The sequence below is a fragment of the Streptomyces sp. NBC_01716 genome (assembly GCF_036248275.1).
Taxonomy (GTDB): domain Bacteria; phylum Actinomycetota; class Actinomycetes; order Streptomycetales; family Streptomycetaceae; genus Streptomyces.
Genome location: NZ_CP109181.1, coordinates 7,542,522 through 7,560,923, shown reverse-complemented (window position 1 = coordinate 7,560,923; position 18,402 = coordinate 7,542,522). Strand labels below are relative to the sequence as shown.

The 18,402-nt window shown below is 71.0% G+C and carries 17 protein-coding genes; 14 read left to right on the top strand and 3 right to left on the bottom strand.

Features of this window, described 5'->3' with window-relative positions; all coding sequences use genetic code 11:
• Window positions 1-25: 25 nt before the first annotated feature.
• Complete coding sequence (locus OIE74_RS33750; protein ID WP_329390507.1) at window positions 26-532, bottom strand: cupin domain-containing protein; 507 nt, start codon at window positions 530-532, stop codon at window positions 26-28.
• A gap of 138 nt (window positions 533-670) precedes the next feature.
• On the opposite strand from OIE74_RS33750, the gene OIE74_RS33745 reads away from it, so the two are divergent.
• The 11 genes from OIE74_RS33745 to ssuE all read left to right on the top strand — a co-directional run bounded on the left by OIE74_RS33745 (window position 671) and on the right by ssuE (window position 11,866).
• Complete coding sequence (locus tag OIE74_RS33745; RefSeq protein ID WP_329390505.1) at window positions 671-1,105, top strand: RrF2 family transcriptional regulator; 435 nt, start codon at window positions 671-673, stop codon at window positions 1,103-1,105.
• Window positions 1,102-2,049, top strand: coding sequence for a DsbA family oxidoreductase (locus tag OIE74_RS33740; protein WP_329390503.1), 948 nt, complete (start codon window positions 1,102-1,104; stop codon window positions 2,047-2,049). The genes OIE74_RS33745 and OIE74_RS33740 overlap by 4 nt, the downstream gene beginning before the upstream one ends.
• Before the next feature lie 535 nt (window positions 2,050-2,584).
• Window positions 2,585-4,168 carry an ABC transporter substrate-binding protein gene (locus OIE74_RS33735; RefSeq protein ID WP_329390501.1) on the top strand — a complete coding sequence of 528 codons (1,584 nt, stop codon included), beginning with the start codon at window positions 2,585-2,587 and terminating at the stop codon, window positions 4,166-4,168.
• 47 nt (window positions 4,169-4,215) lie between these two features.
• Window positions 4,216-5,244, top strand: coding sequence for an ABC transporter permease (locus tag OIE74_RS33730; protein WP_329390499.1), 1,029 nt, complete (start codon window positions 4,216-4,218; stop codon window positions 5,242-5,244).
• A gap of 3 nt (window positions 5,245-5,247) precedes the next feature.
• The gene (locus tag OIE74_RS33725; RefSeq protein ID WP_329390497.1) at window positions 5,248-6,138 is read left to right on the top strand and encodes an ABC transporter permease; all 891 of its coding nucleotides are present in this window, start codon (window positions 5,248-5,250) and stop codon (window positions 6,136-6,138) included.
• Window positions 6,135-7,082, top strand: coding sequence for an ABC transporter ATP-binding protein (locus OIE74_RS33720; protein ID WP_329390495.1), 948 nt, complete (start codon window positions 6,135-6,137; stop codon window positions 7,080-7,082). The genes OIE74_RS33725 and OIE74_RS33720 overlap by 4 nt, the downstream gene beginning before the upstream one ends.
• Window positions 7,079-7,921, top strand: coding sequence for an ABC transporter ATP-binding protein (locus OIE74_RS33715; RefSeq protein ID WP_329390493.1), 843 nt, complete (start codon window positions 7,079-7,081; stop codon window positions 7,919-7,921). Before OIE74_RS33720 ends, OIE74_RS33715 begins: the two co-directional genes overlap by 4 nt.
• Window positions 7,922-7,944: 23 nt before the next feature.
• Entirely contained in the window at window positions 7,945-9,285 is a 1,341-nt protein-coding gene (locus tag OIE74_RS33710) for an NtaA/DmoA family FMN-dependent monooxygenase (RefSeq protein ID WP_329390491.1), read from the top strand.
• Window positions 9,286-9,330: 45 nt separating this feature from the next.
• A complete protein-coding gene (locus OIE74_RS33705) occupies window positions 9,331-10,371 on the top strand; it encodes an LLM class flavin-dependent oxidoreductase (RefSeq protein WP_329390489.1) in 1,041 nt (346 codons plus the stop codon).
• Window position 10,372: 1 nt separating this feature from the next.
• Entirely contained in the window at window positions 10,373-11,167 is a 795-nt protein-coding gene (locus OIE74_RS33700; protein WP_329390487.1) for an alpha/beta hydrolase, read from the top strand.
• A gap of 90 nt (window positions 11,168-11,257) precedes the next feature.
• Complete coding sequence (gene ssuE / locus OIE74_RS33695) at window positions 11,258-11,866, top strand: NADPH-dependent FMN reductase (RefSeq protein WP_329390484.1); 609 nt, start codon at window positions 11,258-11,260, stop codon at window positions 11,864-11,866.
• Here ssuE and OIE74_RS38715 read toward each other — a convergent pair.
• Window positions 11,786-12,043 carry an ATP-binding protein gene (locus tag OIE74_RS38715; protein ID WP_443076309.1) on the bottom strand — a complete coding sequence of 86 codons (258 nt, stop codon included), beginning with the start codon at window positions 12,041-12,043 and terminating at the stop codon, window positions 11,786-11,788. The genes ssuE and OIE74_RS38715 overlap by 81 nt on opposite strands.
• A complete protein-coding gene (locus OIE74_RS38710) occupies window positions 11,985-12,530 on the bottom strand; it encodes a SpoIIE family protein phosphatase (RefSeq protein WP_443076308.1) in 546 nt (181 codons plus the stop codon). Before OIE74_RS38710 ends, OIE74_RS38715 begins: the two co-directional genes overlap by 59 nt.
• Between OIE74_RS38710 and OIE74_RS33685 the strand changes: the two genes are divergently transcribed.
• The 3 genes from OIE74_RS33685 to OIE74_RS33675 all read left to right on the top strand — a co-directional run bounded on the left by OIE74_RS33685 (window position 12,493) and on the right by OIE74_RS33675 (window position 18,399).
• The gene (locus OIE74_RS33685) at window positions 12,493-15,492 is read left to right on the top strand and encodes an aminotransferase (protein ID WP_329390480.1); all 3,000 of its coding nucleotides are present in this window, start codon (window positions 12,493-12,495) and stop codon (window positions 15,490-15,492) included. The genes OIE74_RS38710 and OIE74_RS33685 overlap by 38 nt on opposite strands.
• 5 nt (window positions 15,493-15,497) lie before the next feature.
• On the top strand, window positions 15,498-16,568 hold the full coding sequence (locus OIE74_RS33680) for a LacI family DNA-binding transcriptional regulator (protein ID WP_329390478.1): 1,071 nt from the start codon (window positions 15,498-15,500) through the stop codon (window positions 16,566-16,568).
• Between the two features lie 211 nt (window positions 16,569-16,779).
• A complete protein-coding gene (locus OIE74_RS33675; protein ID WP_329390476.1) occupies window positions 16,780-18,399 on the top strand; it encodes an ABC transporter substrate-binding protein in 1,620 nt (539 codons plus the stop codon).
• Window positions 18,400-18,402: the final 3 nt, after the last annotated feature.

Genomic DNA, 18,402 nt, shown 5'->3' with positions numbered 1-18,402 from the left:
CCGCGTCGCGGCGGGCGCCCCTCGGTCAGGCGTCGTCGCTCGGCAGCGCGTACAGCCGGGGGAGGTTCACCACGATCGCCTCCTGGGTGCTGCGGGCGATGACGACCACCGCCTCCTCGGCCGGGTCGGGGTTCTCCTCCCGGTGCGGCACGAACGGCGGGACGAAGATGTAGTCCCCGGGCGCGGTGCGCAGCCGTACCTCCTCCGGTTCGTCGCCCGAGTCGTCCAGGAAGACGAACTCCGGGTGTCCGCTGATCACATGGATGGCGGTCTCGGATTCGCCGTGGTGGTGGTCGGACGAGGAGGTCGCGGGGGCCACATGGGTCTGACCCATCCACAACTTCTCGGAGCCGACGGTCTTTCCGCTGACGGCCGAGAATCGGCGCATACCACCGGTCTGCGCCGTGTCGCCGTCGAGCGAGTCCGCGCGGATGTGGTGCAGTCGGGCGCGCAGCGGCGTCACAGGGCCCTGCGGGGCGTCGGGGAGATGCGGGTGGAACCCCTCGCCCGGGGTCGTCGGATGCTCGCTCATGGCCCGGACGTTAGGACGGCTCCAGAAAGGATGTCAAGACATGTCCATTGCCGTTCACCTGCGGCAATGTTCCCGCAATGGAAGGGGCGAACGGGCGGGAGCCCGCGCCTCGGGCGGGCGGTCCTGCATGATGTGGTCATGCATATCTCCGCGAAGGCGGACTACGCCACCCGCGCCCTGATGGAGCTCGCGTGTGAGCCCGCCCGTCCGCTCACCTGCGAGGCCATCGCCGCCTCGCAGGAGATTCCGTTCCGTTTCCTGAAGTCCGTGGTCGGTGAGTTGCGCAGAGCGGGACTTGTTCGCAGCCAGCGCGGCTGCGAGGGCGGCTACTGGCTCGGCAGGCCCGCCGAGGACATCACTCTGCTGGACGTCGTGCGCGCCGTCGACGGCGAAGTGCTCACGCTGCGCGGCGAGTCACCGGCCGGGCTCGACTACCCCGGCCCGGCGGGAGCGCTGCCCGGGGTGTGGCGGCAGGTCGAGGCCCAGGCGACGGCGCTGCTCGGCGGACGGACCCTCGCCTCGTTGCTCCCCGCGGGCGCGGCCGGGCGGGACTCCAGGGTCGGCGCCGCGTGACGCACGCGCCCCGGGCACGCCACGTACCGCTCGTACCGGAGTCGCCGGCCGTGCTGGAGGTGGTGGAGTACACCGACCCGCTGTGCCCCTGGGCGTGGGGATCCGAGCCCACGTTCCGCACATTGCGGGCGTCACTGACCAGCGAGGTCCGCTGGCGGCGCGCGTACGCGATCCTTTTCGACCACGACGACGATCCGGCGCCCGACCCGGCGGCGGAGACGGCCTGGTACACGCGTTACGTGACCGGGATCAGCTCGCACACCCTCGCCCCCCGCCCGCTTCGGCTGAAGCGTGTGCCGGCGAGTTCGTGGCCGTCCTCGCTCGTGGCCAAGGCCGCGGAGTCGCAGGGCGCCGACGTGGCCGAGCGCGTGCTGCGGCGCCTGCGGGAGAGCGTCTTCGTGCTGGGCGAACCGGCGGACACCACCGCGCTGGCGCTGTCCGCCGCGCGTGGCGTACCCGGTCTGGATCCGCGGCGCCTGGCGGCCGACGCCGCCTCCGCCGACGTGCTGGAGCGGGTCCGCGCCGACCGCGCGGAGGCACGCCGCCCGGTGACCGAAGTCCTGTCCGTACAGGGCGGGTCGCCGCATCCGGGCGCGGCCAAGGAGACCCTCGACGGCGGTCACCGCTACGCACTGCCCACCTTGGTGTTCCGCGCGGGCGCGACGTACCGCGCGGTGCCCGGCTGGCGGCCTTTCGAGGCGTACGCGGCGGCCGTCGACGAGCTTCGCCTAGGGCTGCGGAAGCCGGCCGAACCGCTTTCCCCGGCACGGGCGTTGGAGCTCCACCGGAGCCTGACCGACCCCGAGCGGCGGGTGCTGACGGAGGGCGCCTGGCCGCCGCCGCACGCCGTTCGGGTGGACACCGGAAACGGCCCCGTGTGGCTGCGTCCGGACGAGGCCGCGGCGCGTCCGGAGGTCACCTCTTCCGGTCCCGCGAGCCCCTGATCTGCGGTCAGAGGCCGTCCCGCCCAATGAGACACCAATTGGTGTCCATTGACAGGCACGGAGATCTGACGCCAGGATGTGCCGCATGAAGACGACGCATCCCGGTGTGGTCTGCCGCTACGTGGATCTGCGGCGCACGTCCAGCGCTCTCTGTCGCTGACCGCCGGCCGCCCACGGCCCACCGGCGCCTGAACGCCCCCGGCGACATCGCCCGCCCGCCGCTCCGGCGAGCCGCGCGGGCCCTCGCGGGCCGTCAGTTGTCGTCGCCGGTCAACCCGCGCCGCCGCTCAGCACCCAGGACCGGTCCGGTGAATCTTCGCGGACTCCTCCTTCCCCCTCTTCTCCGCATTCCTGGCCGCCCCCGCGATTCGTCGTCGCCCCCGCCCCGGGCATGGCGCGTCCCCGACGTGTGCAGCGAAGCCTTCGTCGGCATGCCCGCCACCGCACGAGCCGATGTCCGCGCGGACGCGGCCCCCCTTCGTCCGCAGATCCCGGCGCCCCGTCACGGGCACGGATCATTCAGAGAAAGAACGACATGTCCGGACGACTCACGCTCCGCCGCCCGTCGAACCTCCGATCCCACCGGCGATCCCACCGCCAGGCCGGCCGGCTGCGCCTCGCCGCCCTCGGCACCACGCTCGTCACCGTGCTCGTCCCGTCCCTCGCCGCGTGCGGCGGCGACGCCGCCGGCTCGGGCGCGGCCGCCACACTCAAGTGGACCTCTTCCTACTTCCCGACCCACTGGGACCCGGTGGTCAGCGGCAGCGGCGCCCAGTTCCGCGAACTCGCCCTGGTCTACGCCTCGTTGACACGCACCGACGAGAGCGGCAAAGCGGTCCCGGATCTCGCCGAGAGCTGGGAGTACAACGACAAGGGCGACCGCATCACCTTCCATCTCCGTCCGGGCCTGAAGTTCAGTGACGGCGAACCTCTGGACGCCACCGCCGTCAAGGCCGCGGTCGAACGGGCCAAGGAGCAGCAGGACTCGGCCCTCTTCGGCGACCTGACCTCGATCGAGTCGGTGGAGGCCGACGGGCTGGACGCGGTCGTGAACCTCAGTCAGGTCGACTACCAGATACCGCAGTTGCTCGGTCAGCGGGTGCTCCAGATCGCCAGCCCCAAGGCGGCCGAGTCCCCGAAGGAGCTGGACCGCGCCCCGGTCGGCGCCGGGCCTTTCGTCGTCACGCAGTTGATACCGGGCACCAAGGCGGTGCTGAAGAAGAATCCGGACTACTGGGACGCGAAGAACATTCACATCGACAACGTCGAGCTGACGTCCGCGCCCGACGCCTCCACCGTCGTCTCCGGCCTCCAGACCGGCGTCTACAACTTCGCGGACATCGAGCCCAGCCAGGCGGGCGCCGCGAAGAAGGCCGGCCTGGACGTCTTCGTCCAACCCGGCTTCAACGCCTCGAACATCAGCCTGAACGTCAACAAGGCCCCGTTCGACGACAGCAGGGTGGTCGACGCCGTCCGCCATGCCGTCAACCGCCAAGAGTTCGTCGACAAGATGACGTTCGGCTACGGCGAGGTGACCAACCAGCCGTTCCCGGAGAGTTACGTCGCCTACGATCCGGGGTCCCGCGACGCGTACCCGTACGACCCCGCGAAGTCGAAGAAGCTCCTCGCCGACGCGGGTCACCGGCCCGGTGACATCAAGCTCGACCTGGTCATCCCCGCGGAGGACCCACAGGCCGAGATCGTCCAGTCGCAGTTGGCCAAGGTCGGCATCACCGTCAACATCAAGATCGACAAGAACTGGGCCACGCCGTTCTTCGCCAAGGACCTCACCTTCTCGCTCTACGGCACCACGGGACGTGACTCCGCCGCGCAGACCCTCACCGCCCACTTCGGTCCCGACGGCCCGCTGAATCTCAGCTCGCCCTACGAGCCGGCCGGCTTCGACGCGGCCATCGCCAAGGTGCGCCAGACGCCACTGGAGGCACCGGAGTACCCGAAGGTCCTCCAGGCGGCGACCCGGGCCGGTCTGAAGAGCGAGGCGCTGGTCTTCACGTACTCCTCGCCGAACCTGATCGCGAAAAGCAAGTCGATCTCGGACCTGCCGCGGAATCCGGCCCATATCGACTGGACCGGCGTGACCGTCTCCGGCTCCAACTGACCTCTGTCCGCAGCGGATCAGCCCCATCACAGAAAGGAGGCAGCCCCATGACGAAGACCGCGGTCGAGCCGGCGCCCGACCGGCCTCACGAGGTCGCCGCCGCCAGGACGCGGCACGCGCTGCACCGCGTCGTCGGCGTCGTCGCCCGGTCGGTCGCGATCTTCGTGCCGGTCTTCCTGGTCGCGACGTTCGTGACGTTCGCGCTCCGCTCGCTGAGCGGGCTCAGCCCGGCCCGCATTCAACTGGGCGAGGAGGCGACGCCCGAGGCGATCGCCAGGGTCGAGGCCCAATGGGGCCTCGACCGGCCCTTCCTGGTCCAGTACGGGGACTGGCTCGGCGGTGTTCTCCACGGTGAGCTGGGCACCAGCTGGACCAACGGCGCGGACATCTCCACACTCATCGGCCTCGGTCTGGGCGTGAGCCTGTCGATCGCGACGTTCGCGCTGGTCATCGGCGTGGCCGCCGGCTTTCTCCTCGGTACGCTGGCGGCCCTGCGGCGCACCACCTGGATCGACCGGGCGATCACGGGCTTCGTCACCGTCATCTCGGTGATGCCCGCGTTCGTGGTCGGCATCGTGCTGGTCGCGGTCCTCGCGGTCGGGCTCCATCTCTTCCCGGCCGCCGGCTATGTCCCGGCCGAGCAGGGCGTCGGGCCATGGCTCGCGCACATCACCCTGCCCGCCGTCGCGCTGAGCTTCGACGTCATCGCGGACGTCGCCCGCCAGTTGCGTACGAGTCTGATCGCCGCCTACTCCGAGAACTATGTGACGGGCGCGGTGGTACGAGGGCTGAGCCCACGCCGGATCTTCTTCGGCCATGTGCTGCGCAACGGTCTGGGCCCGACGCTCGCCACCCTGGGCCTGAAGTTCCCGTCCCTGGTGGGCGCCTCCGTCGTGACGGAGTGGATCTTCGGTCTCCAGGGCTTCGGGCGATTCGCCAACGACTCCGCGCAGGCCGGTGACGTACCCGCCGTACAGGGAGTCCTCGTGGTGTCGATCGTCCTTGTCGTCGGCTTCAACCTGATCGTCAACCTGATGCTGGCGCGCGTGACGCCCGCGTCCCAGCGGGGAGTGTGAACCATGGTGCGCCGCGTCCTCTCACTCACCTCCGGCCGGATCGCCGTGGTCATCCTCACCGTGATCGCCCTGCTCGCCGTACTCGGGCCGTTCCTCGCTCCGCAGGACCCGCTGGCCACCAGCGACAACACGCTCGCCGCCGCGTCCGGTGCCCACTGGCTGGGCACGGACTACCTCGGCCGTGACGTGTTCAGCAGGCTGCTCGACGGATCGCGCGTCAGTGTGCTCGGCTCGCTCGAAGTGGCCCTGGTGGCACTGGTGGTGGGCGCGATCCCCGGCATCCTGTCCGTCTATCTGGGCCGGGTCTTCGAGTGGCTCACCCTGCGGCTGGCCGACACCCTGGTCGCCCTGCCGTTCCTGTTGTTCGCCGTCGCCGTGATCGCGCTGCTCGGCAACGGGATCACCCAGGCCATGCTGGTCACGGGCGCGCTGGTGTCCCCGCTGTTCTACCGGGTGGCCCGCGCCGCCACCCTCTCCGTGGCCCGCTCGCAGTACGTGGAAGCGGCGCTCATCTCGGGGGCGTCGCTGGGCTGGGTCGTACGCCGCCATGTCTGGGCCAAGGTGCTGCCGCCGATAGCGGTCGCGCTCGCCCAGACGATCGGCGTCGGATTCGTGATCGTCGCGAGCCTCACGTTCCTCGGCATCGGCGTCCAGCCGCCCGCGCCCACCTGGGGCGGTCTGCTCGCCTCCGACCTCGGCTATCTCAGCCACCGGCCGTGGGCGCCGCTGCCTCCCGCACTGCTGATCATGGCCACCGTCTGGGCCGCCAATCTGCTCGCCGACGCCATCCGTGACGTGTCCGGCGAGGCAGGCCGCGCACTGGTCAACAACCGCGAGGCCCGCGCCGGCCGCATCGACAAGGCCGGCCCCGCGCCCGCCGGAGGTACGTCATGACGACGCTGTCCGAGAACTTCGCCCCGGGGGGCCGGCAGAGCCCGCGGGCCCCGGAAAGCACCGGGAGGACCAACTCACCCGACACGGCCGGTCCGACGGCCGGTCCCACGGCCCCGCCGGTGCTCGCCCTGCGCGACGTACGCGTCGGCGACCGGGCCGGCCGCCGCGAGATCGTCCACGGGGTGAGCTTCGAACTCACGGCGGGCAGCACGGTCGGGATCGTCGGCGAGTCCGGCAGCGGCAAGACCCTCACCTGCCGCGCCGCGCTGGGCATCCTGCCCCCGCACTTCGAGGTCACCGGCGGGTCGATCGCGATCAACGGCACCGACATCAGCACGCTGACGCCGCGTCGGTGGACGGCCCTGCGGGGCGGCACGATCAGCGCCGTCTTCCAGGATCCGGCGTCCTACCTCAACCCCTCGATCCGTATGGGCGCGCAGATCGCTGAGGTGATCCGGGTCAAGAAGGGGCTGAAGCGGCGTGCGGCACGGCGGCTCGCCCTGGATCTGCTGCGGGCGGTCCAGCTGCGTGACCCGGAGCTGGTCTACGGCCAGTACACCTACGAGCTGTCCGGCGGCATGCTCCAGCGCGTGCTGATCGCGGCGGCCATCGCGGCCGACCCGCAGCTGCTGATCGCCGACGAGGCCACCACGGCACTCGACGTCACCGTCCAGGCCGAGATCCTCGACCTCCTCGCCGACCTGCGCGAACAGGCCGGTCTGGCCCTCGTCGTCGTCTCCCACGACCTGGCCGTCGTGGCCCAGATGTGCGACGAGGTCCTGGTGATGAGGGAGGGCGAGGTCGTGGAGCACGGTCCCACGCGTGCCGTGCTCCACGATCCGCGGCACGAGTACACCCGGCTGCTCATCGCCGGGCACGAGGAGTACGGCCTGGAGAAGTTCCTCGCCCCGCGGGCCCCCGCGCTGTCCAAGGAGGCGTCGTGACCACCGGGTCGCCGGCCCGGGAGCCGGTCCTGGAGGTCACCGGCCTGGAGGTCCACTACGGTTCGCGCCGCCGGCGCCGGCGCGCCCTGGCCGGAATTTCGCTGAGCGTCGCACCCGGCGAGACCGTCGGCGTCATCGGCGAGACGGGATCGGGCAAGTCCACCTTCGCGCGGGCCGTACTCGGCCTCGTCCGCCCCACGGCGGGTTCGGTCGTCATCGGCGGTGAGGACGTGAGCGCGTACGGCAGACGGCAGTGGCGCGACCTGCGCCGGCGCGGGGTGGTCCAGTACGTCTTCCAGGATCCGCTGCGCAGCCTCGACCCGGATCTCACCGTCGAGGACTCGCTGACCGAGCCGCTGCTCGTCCAGGGTGTCCCGGGCCGGGAAGCGGCCGGGCGCGCCCGTGCTTTCCTCGCCCGGGTACGCCTCACGGAAGAGCTTCTCGGCAGGCTGCCGGGAGAGTTGTCCGGCGGACAGCGCCAACGCGTCGCGGTGGCCCGCGCGTTGATCACCGAACCCCGGCTGGTCATCCTCGACGAGCCCGTCAGCGCCCTGGACTCCGCCAACCGCGTCCAGATCCTCGGGATCCTCAAGGAACTGCGCGCCACCGGGGTCTCGCTCGTCTTCATCTCCCACGACCTCGGCTCCGTCGCCGGGACCGCCGACCGCATCGCCGTCCTCCACCAGGGCGAACTCGTCGAGGTCGGCGAAGCCCGCGATGTCGTCAACCAGCCGCGACACCCGTACACGCGGCTGCTCGTCCGCTCCGCTCCCACCCTGCACACCGCCCCGGCGGACAGGGCCGAGCGCCAAGCCCTGCGCGCGCTGCTGAACCCCTGAGCCCACGACAGACAGGAAGAGCCATGTCCCGCACGATCCATCTCGCGCTGCACCCCTACGGCGTCGGCGGCCCCGGCCAGCACGGTCTCTGGAAGGACCCGCGCGTCGCCAAGAACGCCAGCATCGACATCAATTACTACATCCGGCAGGCCCAGGCGGCCGAACACGCGCTCTTCGACGCGCTGTTCGTGGTCGACAGCCAGTTCATCAACGCCACCTACCCGGCGCACTACCTCAACCGGCTGGAACCGCTGACCCTGTTGTCCGCGGTGGCCACCCACACCCGGCACATCGGGCTGGTGGGCACGGCGAGTTCGACGTACAACTCACCGTTCAACCTCGCCCGCCGCTTCGCCTCGCTCGACCACATCAGCGGCGGACGCGCCGGCTGGAACGTGGTGACCAGCTTCGACACGGGCACGTCCAGGAACTTCGGGCTCGACGAACACCTCGACTACACCACCCGCTACGGCCGCGCGCTGGAGTTCGTGCAGGTCGCCCGCGGTCTGTGGGACTCCTACGAGGACGACGCCTTCCCCGCCGACGTGGCGCGCGACGTCTTCCTCGACCCGGCCAAGCTCCACGCGCTCGACCACACCGGTGAGCACTTCGAGATCGCGGGCCCGCTCAACCTCTCCCGCTCGCCGCAGGGCCAGCCGGTGATCTTCCAGGCCGGGGTCTCCGAGGAGGGCCGCGATCTCGCCGCGCGGGTCGCCGAGGGCATCTACGCGCCGGGCGGAACGCTGGAACAGGCACGCGCTTACTACGAGGACATCAAGCGGCGCACCGCGGCGTACGGGCGCGACCCCGACCACATCAAGATCTTCATCCACGGCGGTCCGGTCGTCGCCGGCACCGACGAGGAAGCCCGGCGCCGCGAGCGGGAGATCTTCGATGAGGACAACGACTTCGACCGTAATCTCGCCCTCCTGGGCCGCTCCTTCGGGGCGTACGACTTCAGCCGGCACGATCTGGACGCGCCGTTCCCGGACGTGGCCCATCTCGCCGAGAAGGGCGGCCGTACGGGCGCCGCGAGAATCATCGAGCGGGCCCGTACCGAGAATCTGACGCTGCGTCAAGTGGCCGACTCGCTCGGGGAGTTCCGCCGGTCGCCGTTCGTCGGCGCGCCCGAGACCGTCGCCGCCACCATCGAGGAGTGGTTCGACGCCGGCACCTTCGACGGCATCAACCTCGCGTTCCGCACCGACGACGACCTCAGTCTCTTCGTCGACGGTGTCGTCCCGATCCTCCAGAAGCGCGGTCTGTTCCGCACCGAGTACGCGGCCGACACCCTGCGCGGCAACCTCGGCCTGCCGGTTCCCGCCAACCGCCACACCCACGAGCCCCAGCTCGCCAACGACTGAGCCGCCACTCCCCCGGTCCAGTCCGGTCTCCGAAAGGCACTCGCCATGACCACCGAGACAGCGCGCTTCAGACTCGGCTTTCTCACCCACGTCCAGGGCCGCGGCAGCGACCAGGCCCGGATCTACCGCAACGCGCAGGACCTCTTCGTCGCCGCCGACGAACTCGGCTTCGACGTCGGCTGGGTCGCCCAGCACCATGTGCCCGCCGGCGGGGGCGGTCTCTCCTCACCGTGGACGTTCCTCGCCCACGCGGCGGCGAGGACCACCCGGATCCGGCTCGGCACCGCCATCACGGTCCTTCCGCTGGAGGACCCGGTCCGCCTCGCCGAGGACGTCGCCACCGTGGACGCCCTCAGCGGCGGGCGCGTCGAGATCGGAGTGGGCAGCGGCTACAACGCGCAGGAGTACGCCGCGTTCGGCCAGGACGTCGCCCGTAAACGCGAGTTGACCAGCCAGAACCTCGATGTGCTGCGCCACGCCCTGGCCAACGACGAGGTGCGTACGCCCGGCTTCCGCATCCAGCCGGCGTCCACCGGCTTCTCGGACCGGATCTGGCAGGGTGTCTTCGGCGAGAGCGGGGCGGCCTACGCCGCGGCCGGCGGCTCGAACCTGCTGCTCAACCGTGCGGCGTACGGATTCGACGCCCCCACCGACGAGGTGCAGCGCCCCTGGGCGGACGCGTACCTGGCCGCCTGGGACCGGCCCCGGCGACCGCGGATCGGGCTGTCCCGGTTCGTGTTCCCCGCGAAGGACAGGCGCACGGCGCTCCGGCAGATCGGCGACGACGTCCACGGGGCGGCGCTGCGCATGGCGGAGGGCGGCGCCTTTCCGAAGGGCCTGTCCGTGGACGAGGCGCTGCGTCGCTTCCACTCCTTCTACGGCGCTCCAGAGGAGATCGTCGAGGCGCTCCGGCGGGAGCGGGTCCTGCCTGTCGCGACCGACCTGATCACCCAGTTCAATCCCGCCGTCCCGGACCAGGACGCCGCGCTCCGCGCGCTCGAACTCATCGCGACCGAGGTGGCACCCGCCCTGGGCTGGCAGCCCGCGCCCGCCGCCGGACCGGTCCCCGAACCCGCAGGAGTGTGAGATGACCGAGTACACCGATCATTACGGCCCCGAGGGCCTGCGCACGCGCGCCACCGTCATCGTGGTGCCCGGCCGTGGCGAGACCCGCGCGACCTACGCCAGGCTCGGCAGGCGGCTCGCCGCCGACGCGTACCGCGTCCGTGTCGTCGACGCCCCGGCCATCGACACGGGCGACCTGGCGGGCTCGCTGGACCGCTTCGGCGGCCGGCTCGCAAAGGCCGTCGCCGGCACCTCGGGCATCGCCGGCGCCACGGACTCCGCCGACGACTCCGCTGTCGTGCGGCCCGTCGTGCTGGTGGGGGCCGACACCGGAGCCGTCGCCGTCGCCGCGCTCCTCGGCAGGGACGAGGCCCTGGCCGCTCTCCGGCCGGACGCCGTCGTTCTCGCGGGGCTTCCGGGCGGCGCCGTCGCCAGCGCCGGCACCTGGGACGAGGAACTCGACGTACGCACCTCCTGCCCGGCCCATCGAGGCACGCTCACCGACGACTCACAGGTGCGAAGGGGCTCGCTCGGCGACGCGGTGCCGGACGTACTGCTCAGGGCCGCGTTCGGCAGCGAGGCCGACGTCCCGGCGCTGTTCCTCGTCGGCGACAGCGACCCGCTCGCGGACCTGGACGCTGTCGTCCGCACGACCAAGTCACGTGCCCGTGCCCGCCTTTCGGTGGTCCGCGGTGCCCACCACGACGTCCTGAACGACGTGCAGCACCGCTCGGTGGCGGCCGAGATCGTCACCTTCCTGGAGACGCTGCGCAACGAGCTGGTGCCCGTGGTCGCGGTGGAATCCAGCGCGTGGTGAGAACCGCCGTCCGACTGTCGCGTCGCCGGCCTGACCGAACCGGCCGGTCCCCCGGTACCTCTGAACCCCCAACCCCGGAAGGGTCCTCATATGGCCGCCATCCTGTCCGTCTCCGGTAGTCCCTCCGCCACCTCCCGCACCGCGCGGCTTCTGCGCCATCTGAACGACCGGCTCCGCCGCCAGGGCCACGACGTGATCGCGCTGGACGTACGCACCCTGCCCGCCGATGCCCTGCTCGGCGCCGATTTCCGTCACCCGGCGATCATCGAGGCCACGGCGCTGTTCGCGCGGGCGGACGGGGTGGTGATAGGCACCCCCGTCTACAAGGCGGCCTACTCGGGACTGCTGAAGTCGCTGCTCGACCTGCTGCCGCAGTACGCGCTGACCGACAAGACGGTGCTGCCGCTGGCCACCGGCGGCACCACGGCCCATGTCCTGGCGATCGACTACGCGCTGCGCCCGGTGCTCAGCTCCATGGGTGCCGGGCACATCACGCCCGGCTGGTTCACGCTCGACAAGGAGATCACCGTCGGCGACGACGGCACGCTGACGATCGCGCCGGCCGCCGCCGAGGCCCTGACCGAGGTCACCGACAGGTTCTCCGCCCTGCTGGGGGGCTCAGACCCCGCTGCCGGACCGGGCCTCAGGTTGTCCACCGCGGACGCCGAACTCGAACCACGTAGTCTTGCCTCGCCCTGAGGGCGAGCTTCCCCAGGTCCGAGCGAGTGCCTCGACGATCAGGAGTCCTCGTCCGGACTCGGCCTCCTGGTTGCGGACGTCGCCATGGAGGAGGGTGGTGGGCACCGGTGGATACGGGTCACTGTCGCGGACTTCCACCCGTATGCGGTCCGGATACTCCCGCAAGCGCAGGTCCACGTCGCTCTGAGCGTGTATCAACGCGTTGGTGACCACCTCCGACCATCCGATCGGCCAGCGTTTCCAGATCCTCGCCGCGGTTTTCCGTCAGCAGGCCGGCGAGCCGGCGAATCGCGGCGTCGGTTCCCAGGCGCCGGGCATCCAGCATTCCGTCGGTGAACAGTGCGGCCACCGATCCCGGGGTGATCTGGCTTTCGCTCTGTTCATATCCGGCGTCTTTTTCGATACCCAACGGTGGACCGGGCGTCAGAGGCGATGGGACGAGGTGCCCACGAGCGTCGGTGACCAGTGGCTCCAGATGTCCGGCGGTAGCCGTGGTCACCACACCCGCGCCCGGACAGTGGCGGAATCCCAGACCGTTGACAGACACATTCCCCCTGGTTAGATTGCGCCGGAACGATCCGGCACGCAGCGCGCGGAGCCGGATCAGGCGCTCGGAGGGGAGCAGAATGGGGTTCTCGGCTGCGGACTGGCAGGTCCCGTCCATGATTCCCGTCGACGACGCCACGGTGGCGGGCGTGCTGCGCGAACGGTTCGGGGTACGGGGGACCGTCCGCGATCTCGGCAGTCAGCAGGACCGCAACTACCGCGTACGCACGGAGTCCGGCGGCGACCACGTCCTGAAGATCGCGAACCCGGTCTCCGACCCCGCCACGCTGAGCGCCCAGGTCACCGCCTGCGAACATCTCGCCGACGCCCACCCCGCGCTCCGGCTGCCCCGGGCACGGGCGGGTGTCGACGGCGCCTTCGTCCAGCCCGTCACCGTCGACGGAGTGACGCTGCACTGCCGGCTCTTCGACTACGTACCGGGCGAGCCGATCATGGACAGCCGCTATCTCTCGCCCCATGTCGTCGCCAGGCTCGGTGAACTCGCCGGGCGTACGGTCTCGTCCCTGGCCGCGCTCACCGTGCCGGACGCGGACCGGCCCCGGCTGTGGGACCTGCGCAACGCGGCCGACGTGGTCGAGGCGCTGGCCCCCTTCATGACCGACCGGGAGCGGGCCGCCCGGGTGGTGAGCGAGGCACGCGCCGCCCAGGCCCGGCTGCGCTCCCTCGAAGGGGCACTGCCGGTCCAGCTGATCCACGGCGACCTCACCGACAACAACGTGGTGTGCGAGAAGAGCCAGGACGGCCGGCCCATGCCCGTGGGCGTGATCGACTTCGGTGACCTCGGGTACGGCTGGGCGGTCGCCGAACTCGCCGTGACCTGCGCGTCCGTGCTCCACCACCACGGCTGTACCCCGGCGTCGGTTCTGCCCGCCGTGCGGGCCTTCCACCAACTGCGCCCGCTGGACGGTCCGGAGACCGACGCGTTGTGGCCGCTCGTCGTCCTGCGGACCGCGGTCCTGGTCGTGAGCGGGCAGTACGACATCCTCCAGGACCCCGGCAACGAGTACGCGGGGACGGCGCTGGAACGCGAGTGGGTGATGTTCGAGGCCGCCGTGTCCGTTCCGGCGGAGGTCATGGCGGCCCAACTGCGCGCTGTCCTGGGCCACTTCGCCCCGCCGCTCGCCCCGGCGCCCGGCCCGCCGACGGCCGGGCACCCGCTCCTGCCCGACCTGACCACCGGCGTCGGGACACTGGACCTGTCGGTGGAGGGCGACGCCCTGCACGCGGGGCGCTGGCTGGACACCGGGGTCGAATCGGCCCTGGCGGCACGGGCGTTGGACGGCGGCGTTACGGCCGTACGGACCCGGCACGGCGAGTACCGGCTGACCCGCTCCCGGCCGGACGACCCGGACGCCCCCACGCTCGCACTCGGTGTCGACCTGTGGGTCGCGGCCCCGACCGCGCTCCGGGCCCCCTGGGCCGGGACGCTCGTACGGCACGCGCCGGACGGGGTGACCCTGCGCACCGACGGCGGGTGGAGCCTGGTGCTCGACGGCATCGAGGTCATCGACGGCGCGGACGGCACCGACAGCAGCGACAGCACCGACGGGTCCGGGAGCGCCGACGGCGCCGTTCCCGCCGGGGCACTCCTCGGTACCGTCGCCGCCCGGCCGGACGGTACCGCCGCACATGTCCAGCTCTCCCGCCTGACCGGCCGCCCCGCGCCCCGTACCGTCCCCGCAGGACTGGCCGACGGCTGGCTCGCGGTCTGCCCCGATCCCGCCGCGCTGTTCGCGCCCGCCGGGACGGCCACCACGCCCGGCACCGGAGCCGAAGGCGCCCCGGCTCTTCTGGAGCGCCGCGACCGTTCCTTCGCCACCGTGCAGGAGCACTACTTCGACGCGCCGCCGCGCATCGAACGCGGCTGGCGTGAGCACCTCGTCGACACCGAGGGCCGCTGCTATGTGGACATGCTCAACAACGTGACGATCCTCGGTCACGGCCACCCGGTGCTGAGCGAAGCCGTCCACCGGCAGTGGCAGCGCCTCAACACCAACTCCCGTTTCCACTACGAGTCGGTGGTCGCCCTCTCCGAGCGGCTGGCCGGACTACTCCCCGACGGCCTGGACACCGTGTTCCTGGTGAACAGCGGCTCGGAGGCGGTCGATCTGGCACTGCGTCTGGCCTGGGCCGCCGCAGGGCGGCAGGACGTCGTCGCGGTGGGTGAGGCGTACCACGGCTGGACGTACGCCTCCGACGCCGTCTCGACCTCGGTCGCCGACAACCCCGGCGCGCTCACCTCCCGCCCCGACTGGGTGCACGTACTGCCCGCGCCGAACTCCTACCGGGGCATCCACCGAGGACCGGACGCCGGGCGGTACGGCCCGCTCGCGGCCGAGGCGATCACGGAGCTGGCCCGTTCGGGGCGCCCGCCCGCCGCGTTCATCTGCGAGCCGTACTACGGGAACGCCGGGGGTATGGCCCTGCCCGACGGCTATCTCCGGCAGGTGTACGAGGCCACCCGCGCGGCGGGCGGTCTGTGCGTCGCCGACGAGGTGCAGGTCGGATACGGGCGGCTCGGCTCGTATTTCTGGGGCTTCGAACAGCAGGGAGTCGTACCGGACATCGTCACCGTCGCCAAGGCGATGGGAAACGGTCACCCGCTGGGCGCCGTGATCACCCGTAAGGAGATCGCCGACGCCTACCGTTCCCAGGGGTACTTCTTCTCCTCGGCCGGTGGCAGCCCCGTCAGTTCGGTCGTCGGGCTCACCGTGCTCGACGCGCTGCGCGACGAGGGACTCCAGGAGAACGCCCGGACCGTGGGCGGCCATCTGCGCGACCGGCTGCTGGCACTGGCGGACCGGCATAAGCTGATCGGCGCGGTGCACGGGACGGGGCTCTACCTCGGGGTGGAGTTCGTGAGGGACCGGACCTCCCTGGAGCCGGCCCCCGAAGAGACCGCGGCGATCTGTGAGCGGCTGCGCGAACTGGGCGTCGTCGTACAGCCGACCTCGGACCGGCAGTGCGTCCTCAAGATCAAGCCCCCGCTCTGTCTGACCCGTGAGAGCGCGGACCGTTTCGTCGCCGCGCTCGACGACACCCTGACCCACGGATGGTGAACCGGATGCCCCGTACGACACCGAGCCGGTCCGACGTCCCGGACGGGCACCGGGAGCCGGTCCCCAGCGCCCGGCCCCGCTCCGACGAAGCCCCGCCCCCGACCATCGCGGACGTGGCGCGGGAGGCGGCGGTCTCCAAGACGACCGCGTCGGACGCGTTGCGCGGGCACGGCCGGGTCTCCGGCGCGACCCGGGAGGCGGTCGAGGCGGCGGCCCGGCGGCTCGGCTACTCGCCCAACCGGAACGCCCGTTCGCTGCGTACGTCGGTGACCGAGACCATCGCGCTGCACATCCCGGAGTTCCTGACGAGCGCCGAGTACTACATGTCCTTCGTCTTCGGGGTGATCGAGCAGGCGACGCGGGCCAGTCTCAACGTCACGATGATCTCCTCCGGCCATCTGCCGCACCGTGGGGCGCCGCCCCAGGTCGACGGGCTGGTCCTGTGCGACCCGATGGCCGGGGACCCGGTCGTCGAGGCCCTGATGAACTCCGGGCTGCCGGTCGTCACCGCCGAACGGTACGTGGGCGACAAGGAGTCCACCGGGGTCGTCTGGTCGGACCACGAGACGACGGCCGTCGAACTGCTCGACCATCTGCGGGCCGCGGGCGCCACCCGGCCCGCCTTACTCGCCTCGGACAGCACCGCGGAGTGGGCCACGACGGTCCTCGACACCTACCGCCGTTGGTGTGCGCGCAACGGCCTGCCCGTCACCGTCTACAAGGCCCCCTTCGGTTCGCCTCCCGAGGTGCTGCGCACCGAGGTGGCCAGGATGCTCGCCGGGGCGCCGGAGACCGACGCCATCGTCTGCGCCGCCGACGGGGCGGCCGTGACCGTGCTCCCCGAGATCCGGGCGGCCGGCCGTACGGTCGGCAAGGATCTGCTCCTCGCCTCGTGTGTCGACAGCACCAGAATGCGGCTCTCGGACCCTCCGATCACGGCGATCGATCTGCGCCCCCGTGACATGGGCGCGGAGTGCGCGCGCCTGCTCTGCGAAATTCTGGCCGGCCGCGCTCCGCGTGGCACGGTCAGATCACTCCCGATCAGTCTCCACACTCGCGCTTCGACCGGCCTCTGACACCGCTTTCCACGGGTCTTTCCGGACGACGGATTCACGTCGCCCGGAAAGACCCGCGCCCATTTTCCCGGGCCCCGGACGGACCGGACAACGCTTCGGACCAATTCGCCGCCATCCATTGACAATCGAATTTCGGACGACGTAACTTCCCCTTCACGCCGGAACGATCCGGCACTTGTCTCGTACAAGGCTCGTACAAGGAGGGGACCACGTGCGAAGAAGTACGGTCATCGCGTGTTCTGCCGTTCTGTCGGCCGCCCTGGTTTCCTGCTCGTCCCCCGCTTCCCAGGGCGGGCAGGACCGGGCGGGCAAGCAGGAGAAGCCCGGATTTCTCACCGTCGCCGACGACAGCCTCACCGGGCGCGGCTCGCTCACCGTCCAGCTCGACTACGACTCCGTCGAGGCCGACGGAGTCAATCCGCAGACGGCCTCCAGCGCCCGTTCCTGGATGCTCGGCTCGCTCGTCTACGAACCGCTGGTCACCATAGGACCGGGCTTCGAGATCAAGCCCCTGCTGGCCACGGCATGGAAGCAGCCCACCCCCACCCGTTACGTCTTCACGCTCCGCGAAGGCGCCACCTTCTCCAACGGGCGCGCCGTCACCGCCGACGACGCCGTGGGCAGCCTGCGCCGGCTCCTGAAGTCCAAGGGCCCGTACGTGGGGCAGCTCGGGCCCGTCGAATCGGTGACCGCGTCCGCGCCGGGCGAGGTCACGGTCGAACTCTCCAAGCCCTACACGCCGTTCCTCGCCGCGCTCGCCAACACCCCCGCCGCCGTCCTGCCGATGAAGGAGATCGAGGACGGGTCGCTGGACGTCACCAAGGAAATGCTCGGCTCCGGCCCGTTCACCGTGCGGGAACACCGGCAGGACCGCGGCTGGACGTTCGCGAAGAACGCGAAATACCGTGACGCCGACCGGGTCGACATCGAGGAACTCAAGGTCGAAATCGTGCCGCAGGAGGCCGCCCGGCTGGCCGCCGTACGCAATGGCACATCCGGGTTCGCCTTCTTCAACAATGTCGACTCCATCGACCAGTTGAGCGGAACGCGGAACGCGAAAGTCGTCAACCAGAACAACAGCGACTTCTACTACCTCATCCAGAACTCGCGGAATCCGAAATCCCCGCTGGCGGACCGGAAGATCCGTTTCGCGCTGAACTCCGCCCTGGACCGGCAGCAGATGGCCGATGTCGCCCTCGGCGGACAGGCGAGGCCGACCGGCGTCACACCCGTGGTGCTGCCCGGCGCCTGCGACCCGGCGGACCTGCCCGGCGCCCGCGCCGCCGACGACGCGAAGGCCGCGCTCAAGGCCGCAGGAGCCGAGAACCTGACACTCCGTCTCGCCGTCTACACCTCCGAGCCGGCGCTCGGCCAGATCGCCCAGGTGATCCAGCAGCAGTACGCGGCCGTCGGCGTCACCGTCGAGATCGAGAAGCTGGACGACTCGACCTACAACGAACGGGTCTTCGCCCCGAAGGCCGACTTCGACATGGCGATCGGCTGGTTCGCCGGCTACGTGGACGCCGCCATGGTCTCCCGCTGGTGGAACCCCGTCGTCGCGGGCTTCTCCGCCGGCTTCATCGGCGACGACAAGGAACTCGACGAGCTGATCGACTCGGCGTCCGCCCAGCCCGCCGGTGACGCGCGCGAGCGGACGCTGCGCGAGGTGTGCGACCGCGTCGACACCAACGCCGAGATGCTGCCCCTGGTCACCCGCCCCGGAGCGATCGGCCTGCGCACCGACAAGGTCAGCCCCACCCTGTATGCCAACGAAGGCTTCGGCAACATCCTGCGGAACGTCACCGACTTCACGCTCCCGGCGGCGAAGTAGTCG